At 61.7% G+C, this 19,298-nt stretch carries 12 protein-coding genes; 10 read left to right on the top strand and 2 right to left on the bottom strand.

The genetic code is table 11. The features are described from left to right. Window positions 1–163: 163 nt before the first annotated feature. From N7L95_RS13505 to N7L95_RS13470, 8 genes are all read left to right on the top strand, one after another. Window positions 164–2,326 (top strand): type I secretion system permease/ATPase, encoded by a 2,163-nt coding sequence (locus N7L95_RS13505; protein WP_301255768.1) that lies wholly within the window; start codon window positions 164–166, stop codon window positions 2,324–2,326. Further along, window positions 2,323–3,792: an HlyD family type I secretion periplasmic adaptor subunit gene (locus tag N7L95_RS13500; RefSeq protein ID WP_301255767.1), complete on the top strand. Its 1,470-nt coding sequence runs from the start codon at window positions 2,323–2,325 to the stop codon at window positions 3,790–3,792. The genes N7L95_RS13505 and N7L95_RS13500 overlap by 4 nt, the downstream gene beginning before the upstream one ends. A 50-nt stretch (window positions 3,793–3,842) precedes the next feature. After that, a complete protein-coding gene (locus tag N7L95_RS13495) occupies window positions 3,843–4,652 on the top strand; it encodes a hypothetical protein (protein WP_301255766.1) in 810 nt (269 codons plus the stop codon). Between the two features lie 555 nt (window positions 4,653–5,207). Continuing rightward, window positions 5,208–6,053 (top strand): hypothetical protein, encoded by an 846-nt coding sequence (locus N7L95_RS13490; protein WP_301255765.1) that lies wholly within the window; start codon window positions 5,208–5,210, stop codon window positions 6,051–6,053. 191 nt (window positions 6,054–6,244) lie between these two features. Then, window positions 6,245–6,706 carry a hypothetical protein gene (locus tag N7L95_RS13485; protein ID WP_301255764.1) on the top strand — a complete coding sequence of 154 codons (462 nt, stop codon included), beginning with the start codon at window positions 6,245–6,247 and terminating at the stop codon, window positions 6,704–6,706. A 269-nt stretch (window positions 6,707–6,975) separates the two neighbouring features. Beyond that, the gene (locus tag N7L95_RS13480; RefSeq protein WP_301255763.1) at window positions 6,976–7,398 is read left to right on the top strand and encodes a hypothetical protein; all 423 of its coding nucleotides are present in this window, start codon (window positions 6,976–6,978) and stop codon (window positions 7,396–7,398) included. Window positions 7,399–8,577: 1,179 nt separating this feature from the next. Beyond that, a complete protein-coding gene (locus N7L95_RS13475) occupies window positions 8,578–12,399 on the top strand; it encodes an ATP-binding protein (RefSeq protein WP_301255762.1) in 3,822 nt (1,273 codons plus the stop codon). A gap of 175 nt (window positions 12,400–12,574) precedes the next feature. Then, a complete protein-coding gene (locus N7L95_RS13470) occupies window positions 12,575–13,117 on the top strand; it encodes an H-NS histone family protein (RefSeq protein ID WP_301255761.1) in 543 nt (180 codons plus the stop codon). A gap of 51 nt (window positions 13,118–13,168) precedes the next feature. Here N7L95_RS13470 and N7L95_RS13465 read toward each other — a convergent pair whose 3' ends face one another. Beyond that, window positions 13,169–13,744, bottom strand: a complete 576-nt coding sequence (locus N7L95_RS13465; protein WP_301255760.1) for a hypothetical protein — start codon at window positions 13,742–13,744, stop codon at window positions 13,169–13,171. A 230-nt stretch (window positions 13,745–13,974) separates the two neighbouring features. Continuing rightward, the gene (locus N7L95_RS29620) at window positions 13,975–14,076 is read right to left on the bottom strand and encodes a SymE family type I addiction module toxin (protein ID WP_363324881.1); all 102 of its coding nucleotides are present in this window, start codon (window positions 14,074–14,076) and stop codon (window positions 13,975–13,977) included. A gap of 1,212 nt (window positions 14,077–15,288) precedes the next feature. On the opposite strand from N7L95_RS29620, the gene N7L95_RS13460 reads away from it, so the two are divergent. Both N7L95_RS13460 and N7L95_RS13455 read left to right on the top strand, forming a co-directional pair. Continuing rightward, window positions 15,289–16,227: a LysR family transcriptional regulator gene (locus N7L95_RS13460; protein ID WP_301255759.1), complete on the top strand. Its 939-nt coding sequence runs from the start codon at window positions 15,289–15,291 to the stop codon at window positions 16,225–16,227. Between the two features lie 251 nt (window positions 16,228–16,478). Continuing rightward, entirely contained in the window at window positions 16,479–19,262 is a 2,784-nt protein-coding gene (locus N7L95_RS13455; RefSeq protein WP_301255758.1) for a type VI secretion system Vgr family protein, read from the top strand. Window positions 19,263–19,298 lie beyond the last annotated feature (36 nt).

Raw genomic sequence — 19,298 nt, 5'->3', positions numbered from 1 at the left:
CAAGGGCGTCGGCAGTTGCCTCGGCGACTTTATCCCTCCCTTCGGGGATCCCTACATCGGCGTGCGGCCGCTAGACTGCCGCGCGCCAAACGCAAGCAGTGGACGAGAGAGTGAGATGTCGGCAGAAGTAGCGCTCATTGAGGGCCAAGAACGGCCGGAGCCCATGATGGCGTCGCACCCGCAGCAAGCCGAGAGTGCGGGCCTCGCTCGGCTGCAAGCCCTGTGTCTCATTGCTCGCCTGCACCATGTGGCTGCCGATCCAGCGGCCCTCCTCCACCAGCTCGGCAAGGCTCCCAGTGAAACCCTGAGCACGCAGGACCTGCTGCTCGCTGCCAAGCACCTCGGCCTCAAGGCCAAGCTAAGCCGCACGACCGCAGAACGCCTTCCGCTGGCCGCCCTGCCCGCTCTGGCCCTGCTCAAGGACGGCCGCCTGGTGGTGCTGGCCCAATGCGACGGCCAGCGCGTGCTGTTCCAGGACACCAGCGTCGAAGCCAGTCGGCCCACCATCGAGCCGCTGGAGGTATTCGCCGCCCAATGGACCGGCGAGCTGATCCTGATCACCAGCCGCGCCTCGCTCACCGGTGCACTGGCCAAGTTCGACTTCAGTTGGTTCATCCCCAGCCTGATCAAGCACCGCAAGCTGCTGGGCGAGGTGCTGCTGATCTCGTTGTTCCTGCAGCTCTTTGCGCTCATCTCGCCGCTGTTCTTCCAAGTGGTCATGGACAAGGTGCTGGTGCACCGCGGCGTGACCACGCTCGATGTGCTGATCATCGGCCTGCTGGTGGTGGTCACGTTCGAGAGCGTGCTCAACGCGCTGCGCACCTACGTGTTCAGCCACACCACCAGCCGCATCGATGTCGAGCTCGGCGCCCGACTGTTCCGTCACCTGGTACAGCTCCCGCTGGCCTACTTCCAGGCTCGCCGCGTGGGTGACTCGGTGGCTCGCATCCGGGAGTTGGAGAACATCCGCAGCTTCCTCACCGGCAACGCACTCACCCTGGTGCTGGACCTGCTGTTCTCGACCCTCTTCATTGCGGTGATGTTCGCCTACAGCGTGCCGCTGACGCTGATCGTGCTGCTGTCGGTGCCGCTGTACGTGGGCTTGAGCCTGCTGGTGGTGCCGGTGCTGCGCGCCCGGCTCAACGAGAAGTTCGCCCGCGGCGCCGAGAACCAGTCGATGCTGGTGGAAACCGTCAGCGCCATCCAGACCGTGAAGGCCACCGCGCTGGAGCCGGCCATGGCCCGCCGCTGGGACGACCAGCTGGCGGCCTATGTGTCGGCGGGCTTTCGCACGCAGACGCTGGCGAGCTTTGCCAACGAGGGCGTGAACCTGATCGGCAAGCTGGTGAACGCTGCCACCCTCTGGTATGGCGCTCACCTGGTGATGGACAACGAACTGACGGTCGGCATGTTCGTGGCCTTCAACATGTTCGCCCAGCGGGTGGCGCAGCCCATCATGCGCATGGCGCAGATGTGGACGGACTTCCAGCAAACGGGCATTTCGATGGCGCGGCTGGGCGACATCCTCAACACCCGCACCGAGGTGCCGCCGACCAATGCGGCCCAGTTGCCGCCGGTGAAGGGCCGGGTGACGCTGGACCAGGTGGTCTTCCGCTACCGGCCTGAGGCCGCTCCGGTGCTCAACGGCATCACGCTGGACATCCGGCCGGGCGAGGTGATCGGCATCGTCGGCCGCTCGGGATCGGGCAAGAGCACGCTGACCAAGCTGGTGCAGCGGCTGTACACGCCGGAGCAAGGCCGGCTGCTGGTGGACGGCATCGACATCAGCCTGATCGACGCCGCTCAGCTGCGCCGCCAGGTGGGGGTGGTGCTGCAGGAGAACCTGCTGTTCAACCGCAGCGTGCGGGAGAACATCGCCATCATCGATCCCGCCGCTCCGATCGAGGCGGTGGTGCGGGCGGCCCAGCTGGCCGGCGCGCATGACTTCATCAGCGAGCTGCCGGAAGGCTACGACACCGTCGTGGGGGAGCAAGGCGCCAGCCTCTCGGGCGGGCAGCGCCAGCGCATCGCGATTGCCCGTGCGCTGTTCAACAGCCCCCGCATCCTGATCTTTGACGAAGCGACGAGTGCGTTGGACTACGAGAGCGAGGCGATCGTGCAGCGCAACATGGCCGCGATCTGCAAGGGCCGCACGGTGTTGATCATCGCGCACCGGCTGAGCGCGGTGCGGCATGCCCACCGGATTGTGGTGATGGACAAGGGACGCATCGTGGAGATGGGGCCGCATGATCAGCTGATCGCCAAGGACAAGGGCCTGTACGCGCATCTTTGGCGCATGCAGGGCGGCCAGGGAGGTGCAGCATGAGTACCACCACCGCCACTACGACCACCACCGCCACCACGCCAGCGCCGTCCGTTCCTCGGCATCCCGTTGCGGAGCTGTTCGCGCGCTACAAGGCCGTCTTCCAGGCCGCATGGGCCGTGCGGCATGAATTGGCCGGCCCACGGCGGCTGGCGGACGAGGCGGCCTTTCTGCCGGCGGCGCTGAGCCTGCAGGAGACCCCGGTGCACCCGGCGCCGCGGCGCACGGCCTTCGTCATCTGCGCCTTGTTCCTCATCGCCCTGGTGTGGTCCATCGTGGGCGAGATCGACATTGTGGCCGTTGCTCAGGGACGGATTGTGGTGAGCGACCGCACCAAGGTGATCCAGCCGCTGGAGACCAGCGTGATCAAGCGGATCCTGGTGAAGGACGGCGACCAAGTCGAAGCCGGTCAGGTGCTGGTGGAACTCGACGCAACCATCGCATCGGCCGACCAGTCGAGCGTGGAGCAGCAGCTGCAATCCGCAAGCAGTGAGGCGGCTCGCAGTCAGGCGCTCCTCAAGGCGATGGAGGGCCACGGCAGCATCCCGCGACTGTCCGCGACGCCGTCGGACACCTTCGACCGCAGTAGCGCCGAGGCACAGTTGGATGCCGAGTGGAGCGACATCCGAGCCAAGCTGGCCAAGCTGGATGCCGAGCAGAGCCGGCGAAATGCGGAGATCGCGACGGTGGAGGCCAGCGTCGCCAAGCTGAACGCGACCCTGCCGCTGGTGCGTCAGCGCGAGGCGGACTTCAAGGCGTTGGCGGACCAGGGGTTCGTGGCCGGCCATGCGAACCAGGACCGCACCCGAGAGCGTATCGAACTGGAGCGTGACCTCGCGACCCAGGTGGCCCGCCTGGCCGAGGCTCGGGCGGCGCTCGCCGAGACGCACAACACGCGGGCCGCCTACCTGGCGGAGACCCGGCGAACGCTGAGCGACCGCCAGAGCGACGCGACGCTGAAGCTCAAGCAGCTGACCCAGGAGCGCGCCAAGGCGCAGCAGCGCACCCGGCTGACCCAGTTGACGGCACCCGTCGCCGGTACGGTTCAGCAACTCGCGGTGCACACCGCGGGCGGCGTGGCCACCGAGGCGCAACCGCTGATGGTCATCGTGCCGCACGAGGCACAGGTGACCGCCGAGGTGGTGATAGACAACAAGGACATCGGGTTTGTGAACGCCGGCCAGCTGGCGGAGGTGAAGCTGGAGACTTTCAATTTCACGAAATACGGGACCGTGCCGGCGGAGGTGAGCTGGGTGACGGCGGATGCCGTGGAGGACGAGAAACGAGGGGCGATCTTTCCGGCGACGCTGAAGCTCCAGCAGTCCACCATTCTGGTGGATGGCAAGCTGGTCCGCCTGTCGCCGGGGATGGCTTTAACAGCGGAGATCAAGACCGGCAGGCGCAGGGTCATCGAGTACCTGCTGTCGCCCGTCCAGCGGCACGTTGGAGAGAGCCTCCGCGAAAGATAAGGCACAGTGATACGAAGGCGAATCGGCGTGCAACGGGAGGGGCCGTGCGAATGAAATCGACCGCACCATCGGCAGCACGCAGACGTTGGCGCGCGGCGTTGAACGGCTGCATGCTCGCAGCGTCCTTTGTCGTGGCCGGAACGGCCAACGGTGCTCCGACGCGGGCAGTGCCGCTCGGCGATCGGGGTCCCCAGATCGTCTGCCCGTCCGGCGGCGACCTGTACTTCGAGATCGGCGGTCACCGTGTACGTATTGCCGCCGAACGCTGGGCAGTGCGGTTGCGGGTTGGTGACGGTTTCGAGGACCTGCACGGTGAAACGCTTGAGGCATGCAGCGCCGAGCCGCTGCGCGTTTACGAGCTCCGCGTCTTCGGTCCTGCCGAGCTTCCGCTCCGCGAGCGCCGGACCATTGCACTGCTCGATACCCGCTCGAACCTTATACGCGAGCTGCGCACGGACTTCCTGCCTCATGAATCAAGCTGCCGTCGAGGTCCCCACTGGACCACGTGCAGTACGGCCGCCATGATGCGCGAAATGGGGCCGGACGATTGGACGGCGAGCCTGCGCTTCGATCCGGACTTCTACCGCGCGCCGGACGGCGCGCCGTTCTTCATTGTCGGCACCCATGGCTATCCGATGATCGGCAACTTCGGGCCGGTCGCCTTCTATCGTTGGGATGCTGCGCTCGCCGTGGCCTACCGGGCTCGGCCTTGCCGGCCTCGCGGCCCGGACTTGCCTCCCGATTGCCAGCCGAATCATTACATCGAAGCCGATCGAGAACTCCGCCGTCTTGTGCAGGGCCTGATTGAACCAAGCCCGCTTCCAGCGCGCGCCGGCGACGGGCGGACTGTCACGCCTTGATCCGGTGAGCGCTGCAGCGGCCGGTCGCAAGCCCCAAAGGGCTGTGACTGAGAACATGAACTATGCCGCGAGCACAGGAGGCTGCGCGTTGTCTCAGTCGACCGATGCGGCGGCGGTTTCGGTGAGTTTGGGTTCGAGGATGACCCACAGGACGAGTGCTGCTGCAATGGCGCTTGCATCCAGTAGCGACTCCGCCGCGACTTCTTGCCTACCGCAGTAGGGAAGGGCCGCTAAATAGCCATCGACGGCCGCCGAACTGGGGGACGGCAGGCGGACCGATAGGTCGGCGTAGGAGAAGGTTTGCTGACCGAGGGGTTGCGGCGGCACCGCGGGAGGCAGTGGAAGAGCCAAAGCGGCGGTCGCTGGCGCTGCTGGAGCGGCAGTCGCGAGAGCAGCGACGCGCGTGGCCGCAGCCTTCGGTTGCTCCATCTGATGTAACAGCTGTTTGGTCAGACGTGGGTGACGCCGCCCGTCCCGCTCCCGGCGTAAGCGCGACCGGCGTAGCTGCGGGCGGCTCGGCACCAGCGAATGACTGCTATATTAGGTTTTGAAGATATGGTTGAACCGCCTCCCGTGTACGGAAAAATTATCTTGCGACTGATCGGGTTCGCAGCCCTCGTAGGTGTTGCGTCCTCAGTTGCCTGGTTTTGGCATAAATCAACAATCCAACAGTTGCCCCCTCTTTTTCCACCAGAGATGGTGGCGTCCGCCCTGTCGAGCAAGGATGTCGTAGGAGACCTTGGTGGCATTCCTGTGAAAATACCGGCACATTTCGCTGGTTACGTTGAGTATGACGGGGATCCCGGGTGGGGTCAGCGCGTTAAAGGTGATCCTGCAGTGAGAACGAGTCGGTCAAAGCTGCGCAGCTTCGGTTTTGACGTTCGTTATCCCGACATGGCAGGCACGTCAACGGTTGAACTCCGCCGAGATCAGCGCAGCCGTAGTATCGGCAGCACGCTTTGGATCGGTGTGGGAATCAATACTGGTAGCTACTATCCGGGCGATGGTTTTTTGGACCGAATCTTGGCATCTCGCTTGGCAACGAAGAAGGAGCGGCTGGAATACGAGCGCTACGAGGCATTGACGAAAAAGGAGCACGGTCTAGCAGCATATGCTCCATCGGGTTTCGATTCGCACAGTGGGCGCCCGTATCGTGAGGATCCGAGTGCCAAAGACTTGTTCGTGTATCGCGATTCGTCGCAACACGTCCGAACTTATATCGAATGTAGCAACCGGCCGCACGCTGCAGCCCCGTGTCAGCACATCTTCAGTCTAGAGCCGGAGGCCGGCGCGCAGGTGTACATCATGTATCGACGCGGGCTCTTATCTGAGTGGCGGCAGATTCAAGAATCTGTTCGTCGGCTTATGATGAGTTTTAAAGTTGAACCAGCTCTTTCGTGAGCGGAGCGACGTGGTCGCGGCTCCTGCTCACATTTTTGATATGGTAATGTAGATCGGCTGATGGAAGCGCGCCGCAAGTTTCAGCTCAGCAGAAAAATAACAACGGTTCTAAAAAGATTTCCGCACGTAGGTGTACGAACTGTTGAAGCCCCAATGTGCTACTTTAAGTTGCGGGTAGCGGGAGTGACTATATGAGCGCATTGCTTCTCCCTCTTGCCAGACAGCTCGTCTACTCGAAGCGGGCGCTGGTGCTATTTGTCGTCGTCGGACCTCTGGTCGCCCTGTTCTCGACTAGCGACGCAGCAGGTGCCATCAAAGCGGGAATTCTTCCGGTTTTATATCTCATTGGCTCGGTGCTTGCCGCAATGTGCTGGGTCCTCTTTTCCTTCACGTTTGCCGCACTTGCGAGACTCCAGGAGCAATCGGGACCTCAGTCGCTTGTCTCGACTGAGTGGTTTACTATCCTTCTAGGGCCGGTAGTCGGGGCCGCAGCCGGCTATTTGATCACCGGTATGACAACGTGTTCGAGCGTTCAACGCATAGCCCGCTTGAGCGAGTGTGCGATGGTGCTGATTGAAAGAGACTACGGCATCACGTTGTTGCCGGGCATGATTTGCGGACTGCTGGCCACCCTTATCTGGGCTCGCCGATAGCATGCCGCCTTCGGGCAGCGCCCGCCCTTGCTCGACATCGTCGAAAGCTGATCCTACATTTGTCTGATCATGCGAAGCCCGGACCATTTTGAGCCGCTCTTACATCGCGCACGATGTCCCTGCAGCGATGCTGTGCATCACTGCAGCCATGATGAATCGGGCGATTGGTTGACAATGAACGCTGATGTTGTTGATCCGTTTGCTTCTCGAGCATTAGATTTGCCGAACGGCGATGGATAAGTAGAGCGCCTGCCGTTGAAGGAGAAGCGATGACGTACATACTTCAAACAGTTGAAGAGGCTGGCAAAGAGAGAATCACTGCTGACGCAGGGGCGGACCCCAAAAAGCTTCGGCGCCTTCAGGCGCGTGGGGGATTTTTTGAGAACACCTTTGACCTGACGTGGGCCGTTGATCGAGAGATAAATAGCTATTTGGTCCGCGCGCCTAAGGTTGCTCCGGGTCCCCAGGAGTGTGCATATTTTTTTCTTTTTGAAGGGCATCTTTACGGACTCTGGAGGCCAACGTCGTCTCGTGAAATGCCAGTCAATTTCGATAAGGGCGACGAGCCAGATCCATCGATTTGGAATGCGGTGACTTCAGCGCTGACCGATGCATTTTCGGTTTACGGGCGTTATGGGAGCGTCAACGATCCAATGCACGTTCCGCCGATCTTCCCTAAGAAGAATGGTTGATGTGTTTTGCCTCGGCTATCAGGCGCTGTTGTTTCGTTGTCGTCGGCCATCAGCCGCTGGTGCGCACATAAAAATTCAGATGGCTCCTGCGTTATAGCAGCCCGTTATCCTGACGAGCGATGGGGTTCTTGAAGGACTCTTTGTGGCGCCTAGCGTGCCGTTTTCCTTCAACTCCGTTGTGGTAAACGCCGTAGCAGGTGCCGTGGTGGTCCTAAAGGTGCTACAGTGATTGCCTTGCACAGCAGACGAGCGAATCCGCCAACCGTCTGCGTGCGGGTGTTGGCCCAGTCGAGCCCGTGAATCGCGGATCTGGTCGAGTGGAGGACGCATGGGAGCCGAAGCTTGACAGGACAGTTGGTTTTACGTCATACTCGCTCCACCAAAATTCAGCGCCCAGCCGGTCTCGGTTGGGCGTTTTCGTTTGGGCGTTTCCCGCGCCAATGCGGGCTGCCGGGCCGTTCTGCCTGTGCCACGGGTCCGCTACTTTGGCCCAATTTTCGGCACAGTTCGATTCTGTCCTGCTCTCTCTTCTCTAAAAAAGAGGCTGCTTTTTCTAGTTGGCACACGCAAAAGTCCTTTGCTGACGCGGACTTGTGCGAGCGTCGAATAGAGCGGTTGTCTGACCGTCTTGGATGAGCAGAGACGGTGCGCGAACCCGATCACGCCCTCGTCACCTGCCCGGCAGCCGGTCAAACTTGTGGTCTTCGTCATACCGCGAAGGCATTCGGGTGACGTACAAAGTGAGCGGTGTCACGACAGCCCAGAAATTGACGTTAAGCACCGCAGACCTGCGCGCGACCGCACAGAGACTGCTCAGTGGTGCCTGCCCAGCTGCGATTTGCTGTCAACCGGCGACTTTGTGGTTGTACTGTTGGGGCCGGGCTAGGGGCACGACGTGGCGGCGCCTACTACCCGCGGGGCGACATGACGTGCTCCGTGCAGTTCCCGCCTCAGCCCAGGGCGTTACCGCATCAAAAGGCGACAAGTCGAGGTCGCGTGAAAAGTATCACGGCAGTCGCGCCCGCTACGGGTAGGAGAAGACTCGCTACTAGTGCTACAAAAGGCATTCGAAAGGTGCCAGGTTTGTCGCGGACGTGAGATGTCTCTGCGTCTGATTCGTCTCTTTTTCCTGGCCAGAATCGAATGCCGCGTCTTACCAGGGTCAGTATCGAAAGGTCCTTGCTCAAGGGCGAGGCAATCCATTTCCTTGAGGCCAACGGGAAGAACGGAGAGGTTGTCCTAAAGACACCGAACTCCCGCCGCATCTACGACTTTCTTAGGCGCTCAGACGTTCGGGATGCCAAGGACCTGCAGACAGACTTCATCGAAGGGCTGTGGGCCGCGTACGACCACGGAGATGATCCGGCGGCCGACCAAGGGCCTCAGGAGACCGGCGAGGCAGAGCAACCGCGCATCTGGCGCATCGCTGAGATTCAGACCACAAACTTCGGTGGCCTGAACGTCTGGGGCGGGCCTTCATTCACCTGGTCGGTCAACGGCGCGAGCTGGCTGCTCGACGGCGCGAATGGGAGTGGCAAGTCTTCTCTGCTTGGAGCAGTGGTGTGGGCCTGCACCGGGTATCGGCCACGGGATGAAGCAACGACCCCAGCTCACGTCCATGCACCTGTGCTCGATTCGCAAGACGAGAAGATTGGAACGTGGCCTCCGTTAGCCTGCTATCCCGATAGCGCTGAGGCGATTGCTGGAAGTCCCGAGGTAGAGGTAAGAGTCACATTTGCCGACGAGTTGACTGGTGAGAACGCCGTCATCTCGCGAGCATTGCGGGGGGGGAAGGTGCACGAGTCATGGGCCCCGGCGCTCAAAGTGCACGATGTCTTCCTAAACACTGGCATAGCAATGCCGGTTGCACTGTCGTCCTTGCGTCTAACAGACAAGGATGGTGATGGCGCTCTCACTCGTGCCGTGGCACAACTAACAGGACTCGATGAGCTTGCCGAACTAGGTGACCTGTGCAGCGGCTTGAGCAACGCCGGACGTGAGTACGCCTCATACGCGAAGAAAGCCGGATTGGCGCAGAAGGAATCGAGCTTTCGGGAAAAACTGACTAGCGCTGCGAAGGAACTTGCGCAAATCGGCGAGGTGCTGCCGAACTTCCACCCATCTGACGCACTCGGCAAGTCGGGCCCAATGGTGAAACTCGGCATCCAGTTGAAAGATGTCGCGGCCCATCATGCAAGCACCCTCGCCTCCGACCTAGCAGATGGGACCGAAACCTCCAGCACGGAGAGCCAGAGGGCAATTATTGTTGCCCTCACCGCCGTAGCGTCGAAGCTTGACGCGGGCCTTCAAAGCGTTGCGTTCTGGAAGGATCTGTCCGAGCTTGCAAACGCATTGACGCCAGAGGTGTGCATATCGATCCGAGGTGCTCTATTGGCAGCAGAAACAGAGCTGGCAGAGGCACTGGGAAGTCACGAGAGGCAAAAGAACGATACGCGCTTTCGCATGAAGGCTGCTGCTGCTGAATGGCACGTGAGGCATCGCGAAGGCGACATTCTTGAGTGTCCGCTTTGCTCGCAACGCCTTGACCTCCTTCCTGCGCTCCAGCAAGAACTGCAGTCGCTAAAAACGGCCGGGACTGTCGCGCAACTGACCCTACAACAAAGCGTCACTCAAATTCGAGAGACCTTGCTTACGGCCCTACCTGACAGCGTGGAGGAATTTGTTCGCGACCACGATATCCAAGAACCGCGACTAGTGATGTGCGAGTCGTTCCGAGAGGTTTTTGGTTCAGGTGCGAAACACGGTCGTCTGCTGACTAAGCTATGTCAGCTCGTAAATGAAGCACTGGAATCCGCCCCGCCTGATGAGCTCCTCATTGCGGCTGGCCCTGTGATGAAGTTTGCTGCCATCGAGCACAAGCAGCTCGTGTCACTCTTCCGCAAGATCGAGTGGTGCCTTGACCTCCAGCAGTGGCACCACGCGACGGCTGCGAGATGGGAAGCTTGGTGGTCCGCGCTGGATGCCGGGCCAGCTACGGAGCCACTCCAGCATAACCCAAGCGAGCTGCGGGCAGCGTCACGAGCCGAGTCACTGCGCCAACATGTGGCACGCCTTTCGAAGGCAATGGACAGCGCCAAGCCGTACGCACAGGCAGCGGAATACCTACGCGATGCCGTAAAGCTTGGACGGGAGATTTCTGGCATCCAAGGAGAGCACGAAAGGCGCGCTAAGGTCATAGAAGCGATCCAGCCTCTCAAGCTGCTCACGACCCTGTCCCAAGCAGTCGCACGACAAGCGATTGGGGACCTGTCGGGTCGTATCAGGCGGATCCTTGAGGACATGCACGTTTCCGAGCGGTTCCACTACCGAACTGCCAAGCTGCAAAAACGAGAAGGTCTGGTGGTGAGAGGCTCCTTTGACGGGGACCTTCAAGTCGATGCCACCCTCATTGCGAATACGTCCTGGCTGCGCTCCGCACTCTGGGCGTTCATCTTTGCCTTGCGCGAAGAGGCGGTGGAGCAGTACGGCGGCGACCCATTGCCTGTGTGGCTCTTCGACGATCCGCAAACTACATTCGACCTCGCCCACCGATACAACTGGGCGAGCTACGTTGCGTCATTGCAGAAGACAGCGCCAGCTGCGCAGGTCATCATCGCTACTCACGACGAAACGTTCGCGGCCAGGCTTAGACAATCCGAACTTCACGCCAGGGAGGGTCTGATCAAAGGTGCCTCGCCAGACAGCGGCGCACTTGCGGTGCTGGAAGGCTCCAGCGTCGACCGTTGCTGGAAGGTTGCCGACGCCAACCGTTCTTCGACAAAAGCCGCGGTTGACTACTTGGTGGATGCGCGCACTTACCTGGAAGGCATGCTCAGGGCGATGCTTGCGGGACAAGGCGGTGACATAGGGGGTTTTTCCATCACCCAACTCCGGAAGCGCATGGAAGAGCTTGGACGGCAAGGACGAGCGCCATGGGATAAGCAATGCTTTTCCGAGCTCGCTCAAATCCTCAAAAAAACAGCGATCGATTATCTTAACGAAGCCCACCATGCAACGCGGGCGCAGTTAACTTATGCGGAGGCCAAGGGATTCAACGTCATCTGGCCAAACCTTTTCAAGGTTCTCAATCAGTGTTATCGCGACATCAGGGACTATCGCCTGCTGCACGGAATGCCGAGCGCTTTCCATCTTTCCGAGCCGGCGATAGATTTCCCCGAGGGATTCTCTGAAGTTGTTAAGCGGAAAAGTTTGAGCCTCCTGGGTAGAGCGTCGGCATTCTCTCGAGGGATATCAGAAGGCTCGCTCACGTACGAGCCCTACGATGACATGCCGCGACCTGAGGTGCGTCTGGCGCAGCATTCGGCGTACAGGCTCGCCGCAAGCACGCTGGAGCCGGTCGCAAGACCAGGTGACATTCTCCTCGTGCATAACCTCAGTGAACCGCAGTCCAAGGCGCTGGTTGTGGCTATCGCTGAACAAAAAATCCTAGCTAGGCGCTTCGTTGTTTCTGACGCATCAAGCAACGTCGCGGTGCTTACGGCGAACGCTCTCGACCCCGTCGAGATTGCGTCCCCCGTTGTTGCGCGGCGGGAATCTATAAAGCTGCGCCGTGTCGTTGGTGTCCTTTTCGATCGTGCCCATTCAGTGACGCCTTCCATGGACCGTGAGGTTACGGCATGTGCTGGCGAGGCGGAAGTGCAAGCGATCCTGACGCGATGTGCGGGGTTAGTGGAGGTCAATGGACAGAGCGCTCAACCGCTTGCGCTCGATGGACAGCACATCTTGGTCGGCGCGCAGGTGAAGAACCGGACAGAGCTCGGGCGGCTTGATGGACTCCCAGTGATCGCACTGGATTCGGATCAACGTCGGTACTTCAAACGCCTGCGACTGGTAAGCGGCGGGCTCGTCATCCTTGAGAGCCTCGATGGCGGCGGCGACTATCCGCCGGAAGTAATGTGGGAGCCAGGGAATGAAGGGAAGCGCGTTATTGAGGAGGTTTGGGAAGTGCTCGGCGTCCTGTTTGAGCGCCCGGACCAGTAGCGCACGCTGACGAATAGACACGTCGGCAGCAAATGGCTGAACCGTTCCCGTGCTTTCGCAGTGTAGGGCGTCAGTGGCTGGTGCTTCGGCCTGTCGCAACCGTTGGAGGGACGAGCCGCCAGGCCACGGGCTCAGTGAAGTATGCTCGGCCACCCTTCTTTTGGAGGACTGTTCAATGCCGAAGACCTACGCCCAACTGCGCAATGAGATGGAAGCCCTGCAGCATCGCATGGAAGCGGCAAGGCGTAAGGAAGGCGCGGGTGCGTTGAAAGAGATCCGGAAGCTGGCCTCGCTGTACGGCTTCACCGCAGAGGACGTGTTCGGGGACGGACCGAAGGGCGGTACCGCCCTCAAGACATCGAGCCAGGCGCCCACGCAAGATGGCCCCAAGTACCAAGACGGGCACGGCAACAGCTGGTCCGGCCGCGGCCCTCGCCCGCGCTGGCTGCGTGAAGCTCTGGAGAGAGGCGAGGCCATCGAATCTTTCCTTGTCGCAGCCGAAGGCACCGGCGGAGTCAGCGCTGCCAACCGGAGGGCGCCAGCCAAGAAGCGTCGCTCCGCCGGTCGGCGGCCGGCTGCCAAGAAGGCCTCGCGCCGAACTGCTGAGGCGCCCGGGCGCAAGGCCGCATCGAAGAAGGCTGCGAAACCGGCCGCCAGGAAGCGCAAGGCGGCGGTGTCCGCTGCTGCGGAGGCGCCCGAGGCGGGCGCAGCCGAGTGAGAGCGGCCGCGCCCTCAGGTTCGGGAGGCAAATGCGGCCGATCGCCTCGCGTTACGCCGCTCGCGGCACAGAGGTCTCGGGAACCCGTGCCAACACCTGCGCCTCCAGCACCTTGATCCGATCAGCCGCATCGGTGACGGAGTCGGTGATGTACTGCGTGATTTCCAAGGGAATATCGAGGCCAGCCAGCTCGTTGATGACCTGCTTGGCCTGACGGAGCCATTCGACGTGCATGGCGCTCAGCGTCGCGAGCTGCTGCGCCAGCACATCCGGCGCTGCAGCGTCGAGGCAAGACTGAAACGCCATCTCCAGCGCGGCCGTCGCCGACAGCATCGCCGAGAACGGCTCATGCAGTGCACGAGGGATGGCGAGCTCCGCGCTCTTGAGCGAGTCCTGCTGGCTCACCCAGTCCGAGGCATGGCGCCACAGGCAGGCGAACGTCTGGAATCCGACGTAGCGCTCGTACAGGGCAGCAAGCTCCGCTTCTGTCGCTCCTTCGAGGATCTGCCGCAGGCCAGGCAAGAAGCCCAGCATTCGGTCGAGAATGATCTCCACAGACGCGCCTTGGGCGGCGAGTTGTTTGATGCGCAAATCGATGGCCGCAGCCACCTGATCATGTGCGTGCATGCTCATTTCCTTCAGAGGTGGGTGACGGTTGGCGAGGTGAGCCGGGGCACCTGCTAGAAATTGCAGCGTGCCACTGGGAACCAGCTACTGGAGCCCGTTCGCAAGGGGTCTGCACCGTCTGCTCACAAACCTGTCCACAGCTGTGGTGGACAACTGCGGGAGCGACGGGCGCCGACGGCTCAACGCACCATGGGGGAGGGGGCCGCTGCTAGCGGCCTGTTCGCCCTCCTTCAGTCCGTCGTCAGTACCAAGCACCCGGCCATGACGCGGACCCGCACCTGCGTGTCCACCTCAAAGCCTGCGTCCCTGAGCCATTTGCCACGCAGGCGCACCCACGGTACCGGTGTGTCCGCCACGCCAGAGGGCTGCCGGCTTCGGTCGTAGGGGAGGAACGCCCCATTGACGCTGAGGTAGCGCTCGTTCCTCTCTAGCTTGCTGGTTGTGGGCAATGCTTCGCCCGGCCTATGATTGACATCAGCCACGATTGACTTCCAGTTCAAGTTGATTGTGGTTAGCCGATCCGAGGTGTTGCTGCACCTTCGGGTCGGCGCCTTTACGGCGTCGCCGCGCGGACAGAATAAAGAGACAACCTCCCACAGGGAAGGACCCAGCGGGCGCTTTTCTGGCTCATCCAGCTACAAGCGCGTCTGCTTGATCGCTGGCCCGGTCTCCTCCTTCTATCCTTTCGCGCGACGAGCAGTAACCGTCTACAGCCGCAGTGCTGCAAGCACCGCGTGCTGTGGTGGAGGAGCAGCCGTCGTCGACGGGCTCTTCCCGATTCGCCTTTCCACATTGCATCGGGCCGCTGAACGGCTGGCTCGCGTCACACCGCAGTGAATGCTGTGCAAGGTCGCCCTCGAGAACGCGGGGGAGGACCCATGCGGCAGCCCTGTAGCCTTCCATCCAAAGGTCCCCGATGCATCACCTGCATCGATCTCCAAGATTGGCAAAAGGTCGCCGAGCTGCGCGACGATCAGGAGGGGGTCCTGCAGCAGTACCTGAACCAGCCGATAGCGGTACCGGCGCTCTCCACTGGGGCAGCGGTCCAGTGCCACCAGCACCGAGCGGTGAAGCCCAGTGATGAATCCATCTGAGCGTAGCTGTCGCTCCAGTCCCCGGTACCAGATGCGCCTTCGCTGCCACGAGACGTCACGTGCAAGCGTTGCGCAGCACCAGAAGCCGTATGGCGTGTGACCGTCGAGCATGCTTCTCCTTCAGATCGCCTGCAAAGCGCGCAGGCAAAGATCGCCCATCCCACACCCTCTTTGGGGCAGGAGCCTTTATCGGTTAAGGAATGCAGTCAGCCGGTTCTGATGCTGCTGACGGTAGTTGGGGAGCCGAGCCTGTGAGGGTGACGCAGAACATGCGACCGGGCTCTGAATGGATTGCAGGATGACCGCCAGGCTGCCGTCGCCTTAATCTCGACCAATCCTTCTTTCCCCATTGCTGCCTCCCTGTGTACGCGCTATTTTTCGCCGAGTTGGGCCCGCACTTCAATGACATATTGGGTCTGGGACCCATTCCTGAAAGTTATGGGAGGTCCAATGGAGCTAAGACACCTGCGCTACTTCGCAGCTGTTGCAGAAGCCGGCAGTTTCAGTGTGGCGGCAGAGGGACTGTTCATCGCTCAGCCAGCCTTGTCGAAGCAGATCCGTCAACTAGAAGAAGAGCTAGGGGTCCTGCTGTTCGCTCGGCATGCAAGGGGAGTTGTGTTGACGCCCGCCGGCAAAGCGCTGTTGCCCGAGGCCCGAGTGCAACTTGCGTCCATGGGACGTCTGGCAGACCTGGCGCGTCGTGCAAGGGGCGTGGAGAAGCACCGACTCAGGGTCGGGATCGCTCCTTCTTTGGCGATTCCGGTGCTGCGTGAGCTCTCAGCCCGGCTGCAGGCACACTTCTCCGAATTCGACATGGACGTGCGCGACATCGCAAGCACTGAGCAAACCGAAGCCTTGCTTGCGAATGAAATCGACATTGGTATGGCGTGCCTGCGGCCGAGACATTCCGCGGTGTCGGTGGCGTGCCACTTGGAGGACCGGCTCTGCATAGCAATGCACCAGCAAGATCCCCGAGCCAGACAAGAGTCCTTGAGCTTGCAGCAGTTCGTCGAGGACCGATTCGCGGCCTTCAGTGAGCAGTCTTGGCTCGCACGCGGGGACCGGCCCGACCCGATCTTTGCGAAGGCCAGATTCCAGCCCTACGTGCACTATGAGGTCGCGACGGTGCACCGGGTCCTGGACTTGGTCGCGGCAGGGCTGGGTGTGGCCTTGCTTCCTTCAGTCCTTGCGCTTCACCGGCCGAGGGAGGTGGCACTGCGACCGCTGCGCAACGTGCCGCGCTGCACCGCACTCGCGCTGCTTCGGCGGCGAGCCGACAGCAATCCGGTGCTCGCATTCGTCGATCCGGCGATGCGGGAGATCTTCGCCCGTCTCCAGCAAGCTGCCGCGGATGCGCTTGATGGCGCAACGCTCCAGCGTCGTCCCTGACCGTCCTCGCCGCTCCCCGGGACACGCATCCCGATTGATAAAAATCAGAAGCAACAAGCAGCTAGAAGGCGGTGTTTTCCGCTCATTTGAGGGAGATCGGCGCCAGCAGCCCCCCAAGAGAGGGGGGCTGCGCCCGTGGAATCACCTAGGGCGCACGATAGACTTTCGCGGCGCAAATCCGGGTACTGCGATCAGCACCGATCGCTGGCCGGCACAAATAGCAAAAAAGATCCGAGGGAGGTCTTCCAAGCATGAATCTGTCTGACCTGACAGACGCACTCGCGAGTGTCTTTGCCGAGCAGGCGTTTGACGAGGTCAATCGTCCGATGCGCATGCGACTGGCAGGGCGCCACGGCGTGCTTGACAAGGTGCTGCTGCTCCAACGGATCGACATCCGCGAATCATTGTGCGGCGGCATCGAGGGCCATATCACTTGCCTCAGCACTCGATCGGATCTGCCGCTGCAGCAGTTCAATGCGCTGCCATTGGAAGTGCAGTTGGTGACCGACAGCGGGCGTCTGCGTCCCATCTGCGGTCTCGTGACGGCGGCCCGGCGCGGCCAGTCGGACGGCTCGTTGACGTTGTACCAGTTGACCATGAGCGATGCGCTCGGTGTCATGGAACGGCGCGTCAACAGCCGGGTGTTTCGCAACCTGAGCGTGCTGGAGATCACACGGGTGCTCCTGGACGAGTGGCTGCAACGCTACCCAGCGCTGGCCCGTTCATTTACCTATGAACTGCTTCGTCTTGAAGCCAGTCGCTACCCCAAGCGCGAGTTCATCCGCCAGGCCAACGAAACCGACGCGGCCTTTCTCCGCCGGCTGTGGAAGCGGTCGGGATTGGCGTGGTTCTTCCGTCCTGTGGCTGGCGAGGGCAAGGACGACACGCCGCGGCACCAATTGGTGCTGTTTGATGACGCGATGCAGCTGCCCCAGAACGCGGCGGGGGAGATTCGCTATCACCGCCTGGACGGTACGGAGCGGCGCGACAGCATCACGCTGTGGGCTTCGGCGGTCCAACTGGTGCCGGGTAGCACGCGGCGCAGCAGCTACGACTACAAGGTATCGGGCATCAGCCAGGTCGAAGAGACCACGGTGATCGATCAAGGCGAGAGCGGCAACGAGTTCGCGGCGCTGCTGCAGGACGCGGTGGTGGAGCCTCCGCATGCCGGCGACAGCTACGCAGATCACCAGCGGCTGACGCGGTTGCGCATGCTGCGCCACGAGTTCGAGGCGGCTTGTACTCACGGCAGCGGTGGCAATCGTGACCAGGCGGTTGGGGAGTGGAACACCATCGCCGGCCATCCGGAGTTGGACACTCGCTCCGCTGAGCAACGCCAGTACATCACCATCGAGCTGCACCACGAGGGCGACAACAATCTGCCCAAGGAGCTGAACGACCGCGCACAGGCGCTTTTCGCAGCGTGCGAGCGGCACGTCCCCGGCTGGGCCGGTAGTCACCTCTCCGGCGGAAGCACTCCGAGCTTTGATGCTCAGCAACGCTATCGCAATCGGTTCATTGCGGTGCAGCGCGGCACGCCGCTGGTCCCGGCATGGAACCCAAAGCAGGACCTGCCGCCTACGCCACCGACCACGGCCATCGTGGTCGGTCCGGAAGGGGAGGAAGTGTGGTGCGACGAGCAAGGCCGCGTGAAGATCCAGTTTCCTGGCTTGAACTCTCGTGACCACGAGCATGCGCAGGGCGCGGGCACAAATGGCACCGACGCAGACAGCGCCTGGGTGCGCTGGATGACCTTGTGGGCCGGGGCGCACTATGGCCTCGACGCCATTCCGCGCGTCGGCATGGAGGTCAAGGTCGAGTTCGCCGACGGCGATCCGGACCGACCCTATATCGCCGGTGTGCTGCATGGCTCCACCACGCCGCCGGTGAACTTCAGCCATAAAGGCAACTTGCCCGGCAACAAGCACCTCACCGGGCTGAAGACCAAGGAGGTGCACGGGCAGCGCTATAACCAAGTGCGTGCGGACGACACGCCAGGGGAGATCAGCCTCCAGTCCGCCAGCGAGCACGGCCACAGTCAGCTCAACCTGGGCTACTTGACCCATCCTCGGCAGGACGGCAAAGCCGAGCCGAGGGGGGAAGGCTTCGAGCTGCGCTCAGACGAGAGCGGTGCGATCCGCGCCGCCAAAGGTCTGCTCATCTCCGCATGGAAGCGGCTCAACGCGAGTGATGGCCAGCTCGCGCGGGCGGAATATGAAACTCTGATGGAAGAGTGCCTCGAGCTGTTCAAGGCGCTCGGAAAGTACGCCGCCGAGCACCAAGCCTTGGCGATCGATGAGAAGCCACAGGATGAGCTGAAGAAGGCGGTCCACGACTGGGAGAATGGCAGCAACACCGACCCGAAGTCACCGCCATCCGATGCGCCGAGTATCGGCATCACGGCGCCCGCCGGTATCAGCTTCGCCACGCCGAAGTGCCTCGTCAGCTATGCCGGGGTGAACATCGACACCGTGGCCCAGCAGCACCTGCAGCTCACCAGCGGCCAGCGCTTCAACGTCAATGCTGGCAAGGGGCTCAGCCTGTTTTCTCATCACGATGGGCTGAAAGCGATCGCTCACCAGGGTGCGTTGCAGCTGCAAAGCCAGCACGACGACACGCTCGTCGATTCCGCCAAGGACATCGTCGTGCGCGCGCAGGGCAGCATCACTCTGATGGCCAAGGACATCAAGCTGGTCAGCGAGTCCGGTTCATTCATAAAGATTGATGGCGATATCACTCTCGGGACCAGTGGCACGATTACCAGTAAAGCGTCGAGCTTTCCTCATGGCGGACCAGCGACCATGGGTACTGACCTTCCGGCCTTTGCTGCCGGGAACGTTGATCAGCGATTCGTCTTGAAATACCCGGGCGACAAAGAATCGGCACTTCCAGCCGCGAACCGTCGCTACCGCATTGCATTGAGCGACGGAAGTGTCGCCGAGGGCATCAGCGACGCCAACGGATTCACGGAGCTATTGCAGCGTGATGCAATGCATATCGCGGCAATTCAAATATTGAACGAATCGGCTGGCTGACCAGCTGCCGCGATTGCGACCGCCTTTATACGGACA

The organism is Eleftheria terrae (assembly GCF_030419005.1).
Lineage (GTDB): Bacteria > Pseudomonadota > Gammaproteobacteria > Burkholderiales > Burkholderiaceae_C > Caldimonas > Caldimonas terrae.
The sequence above is the reverse complement of the archived record's forward strand: the minus strand, read 5'-3'. Positions and strand labels throughout refer to the sequence as shown.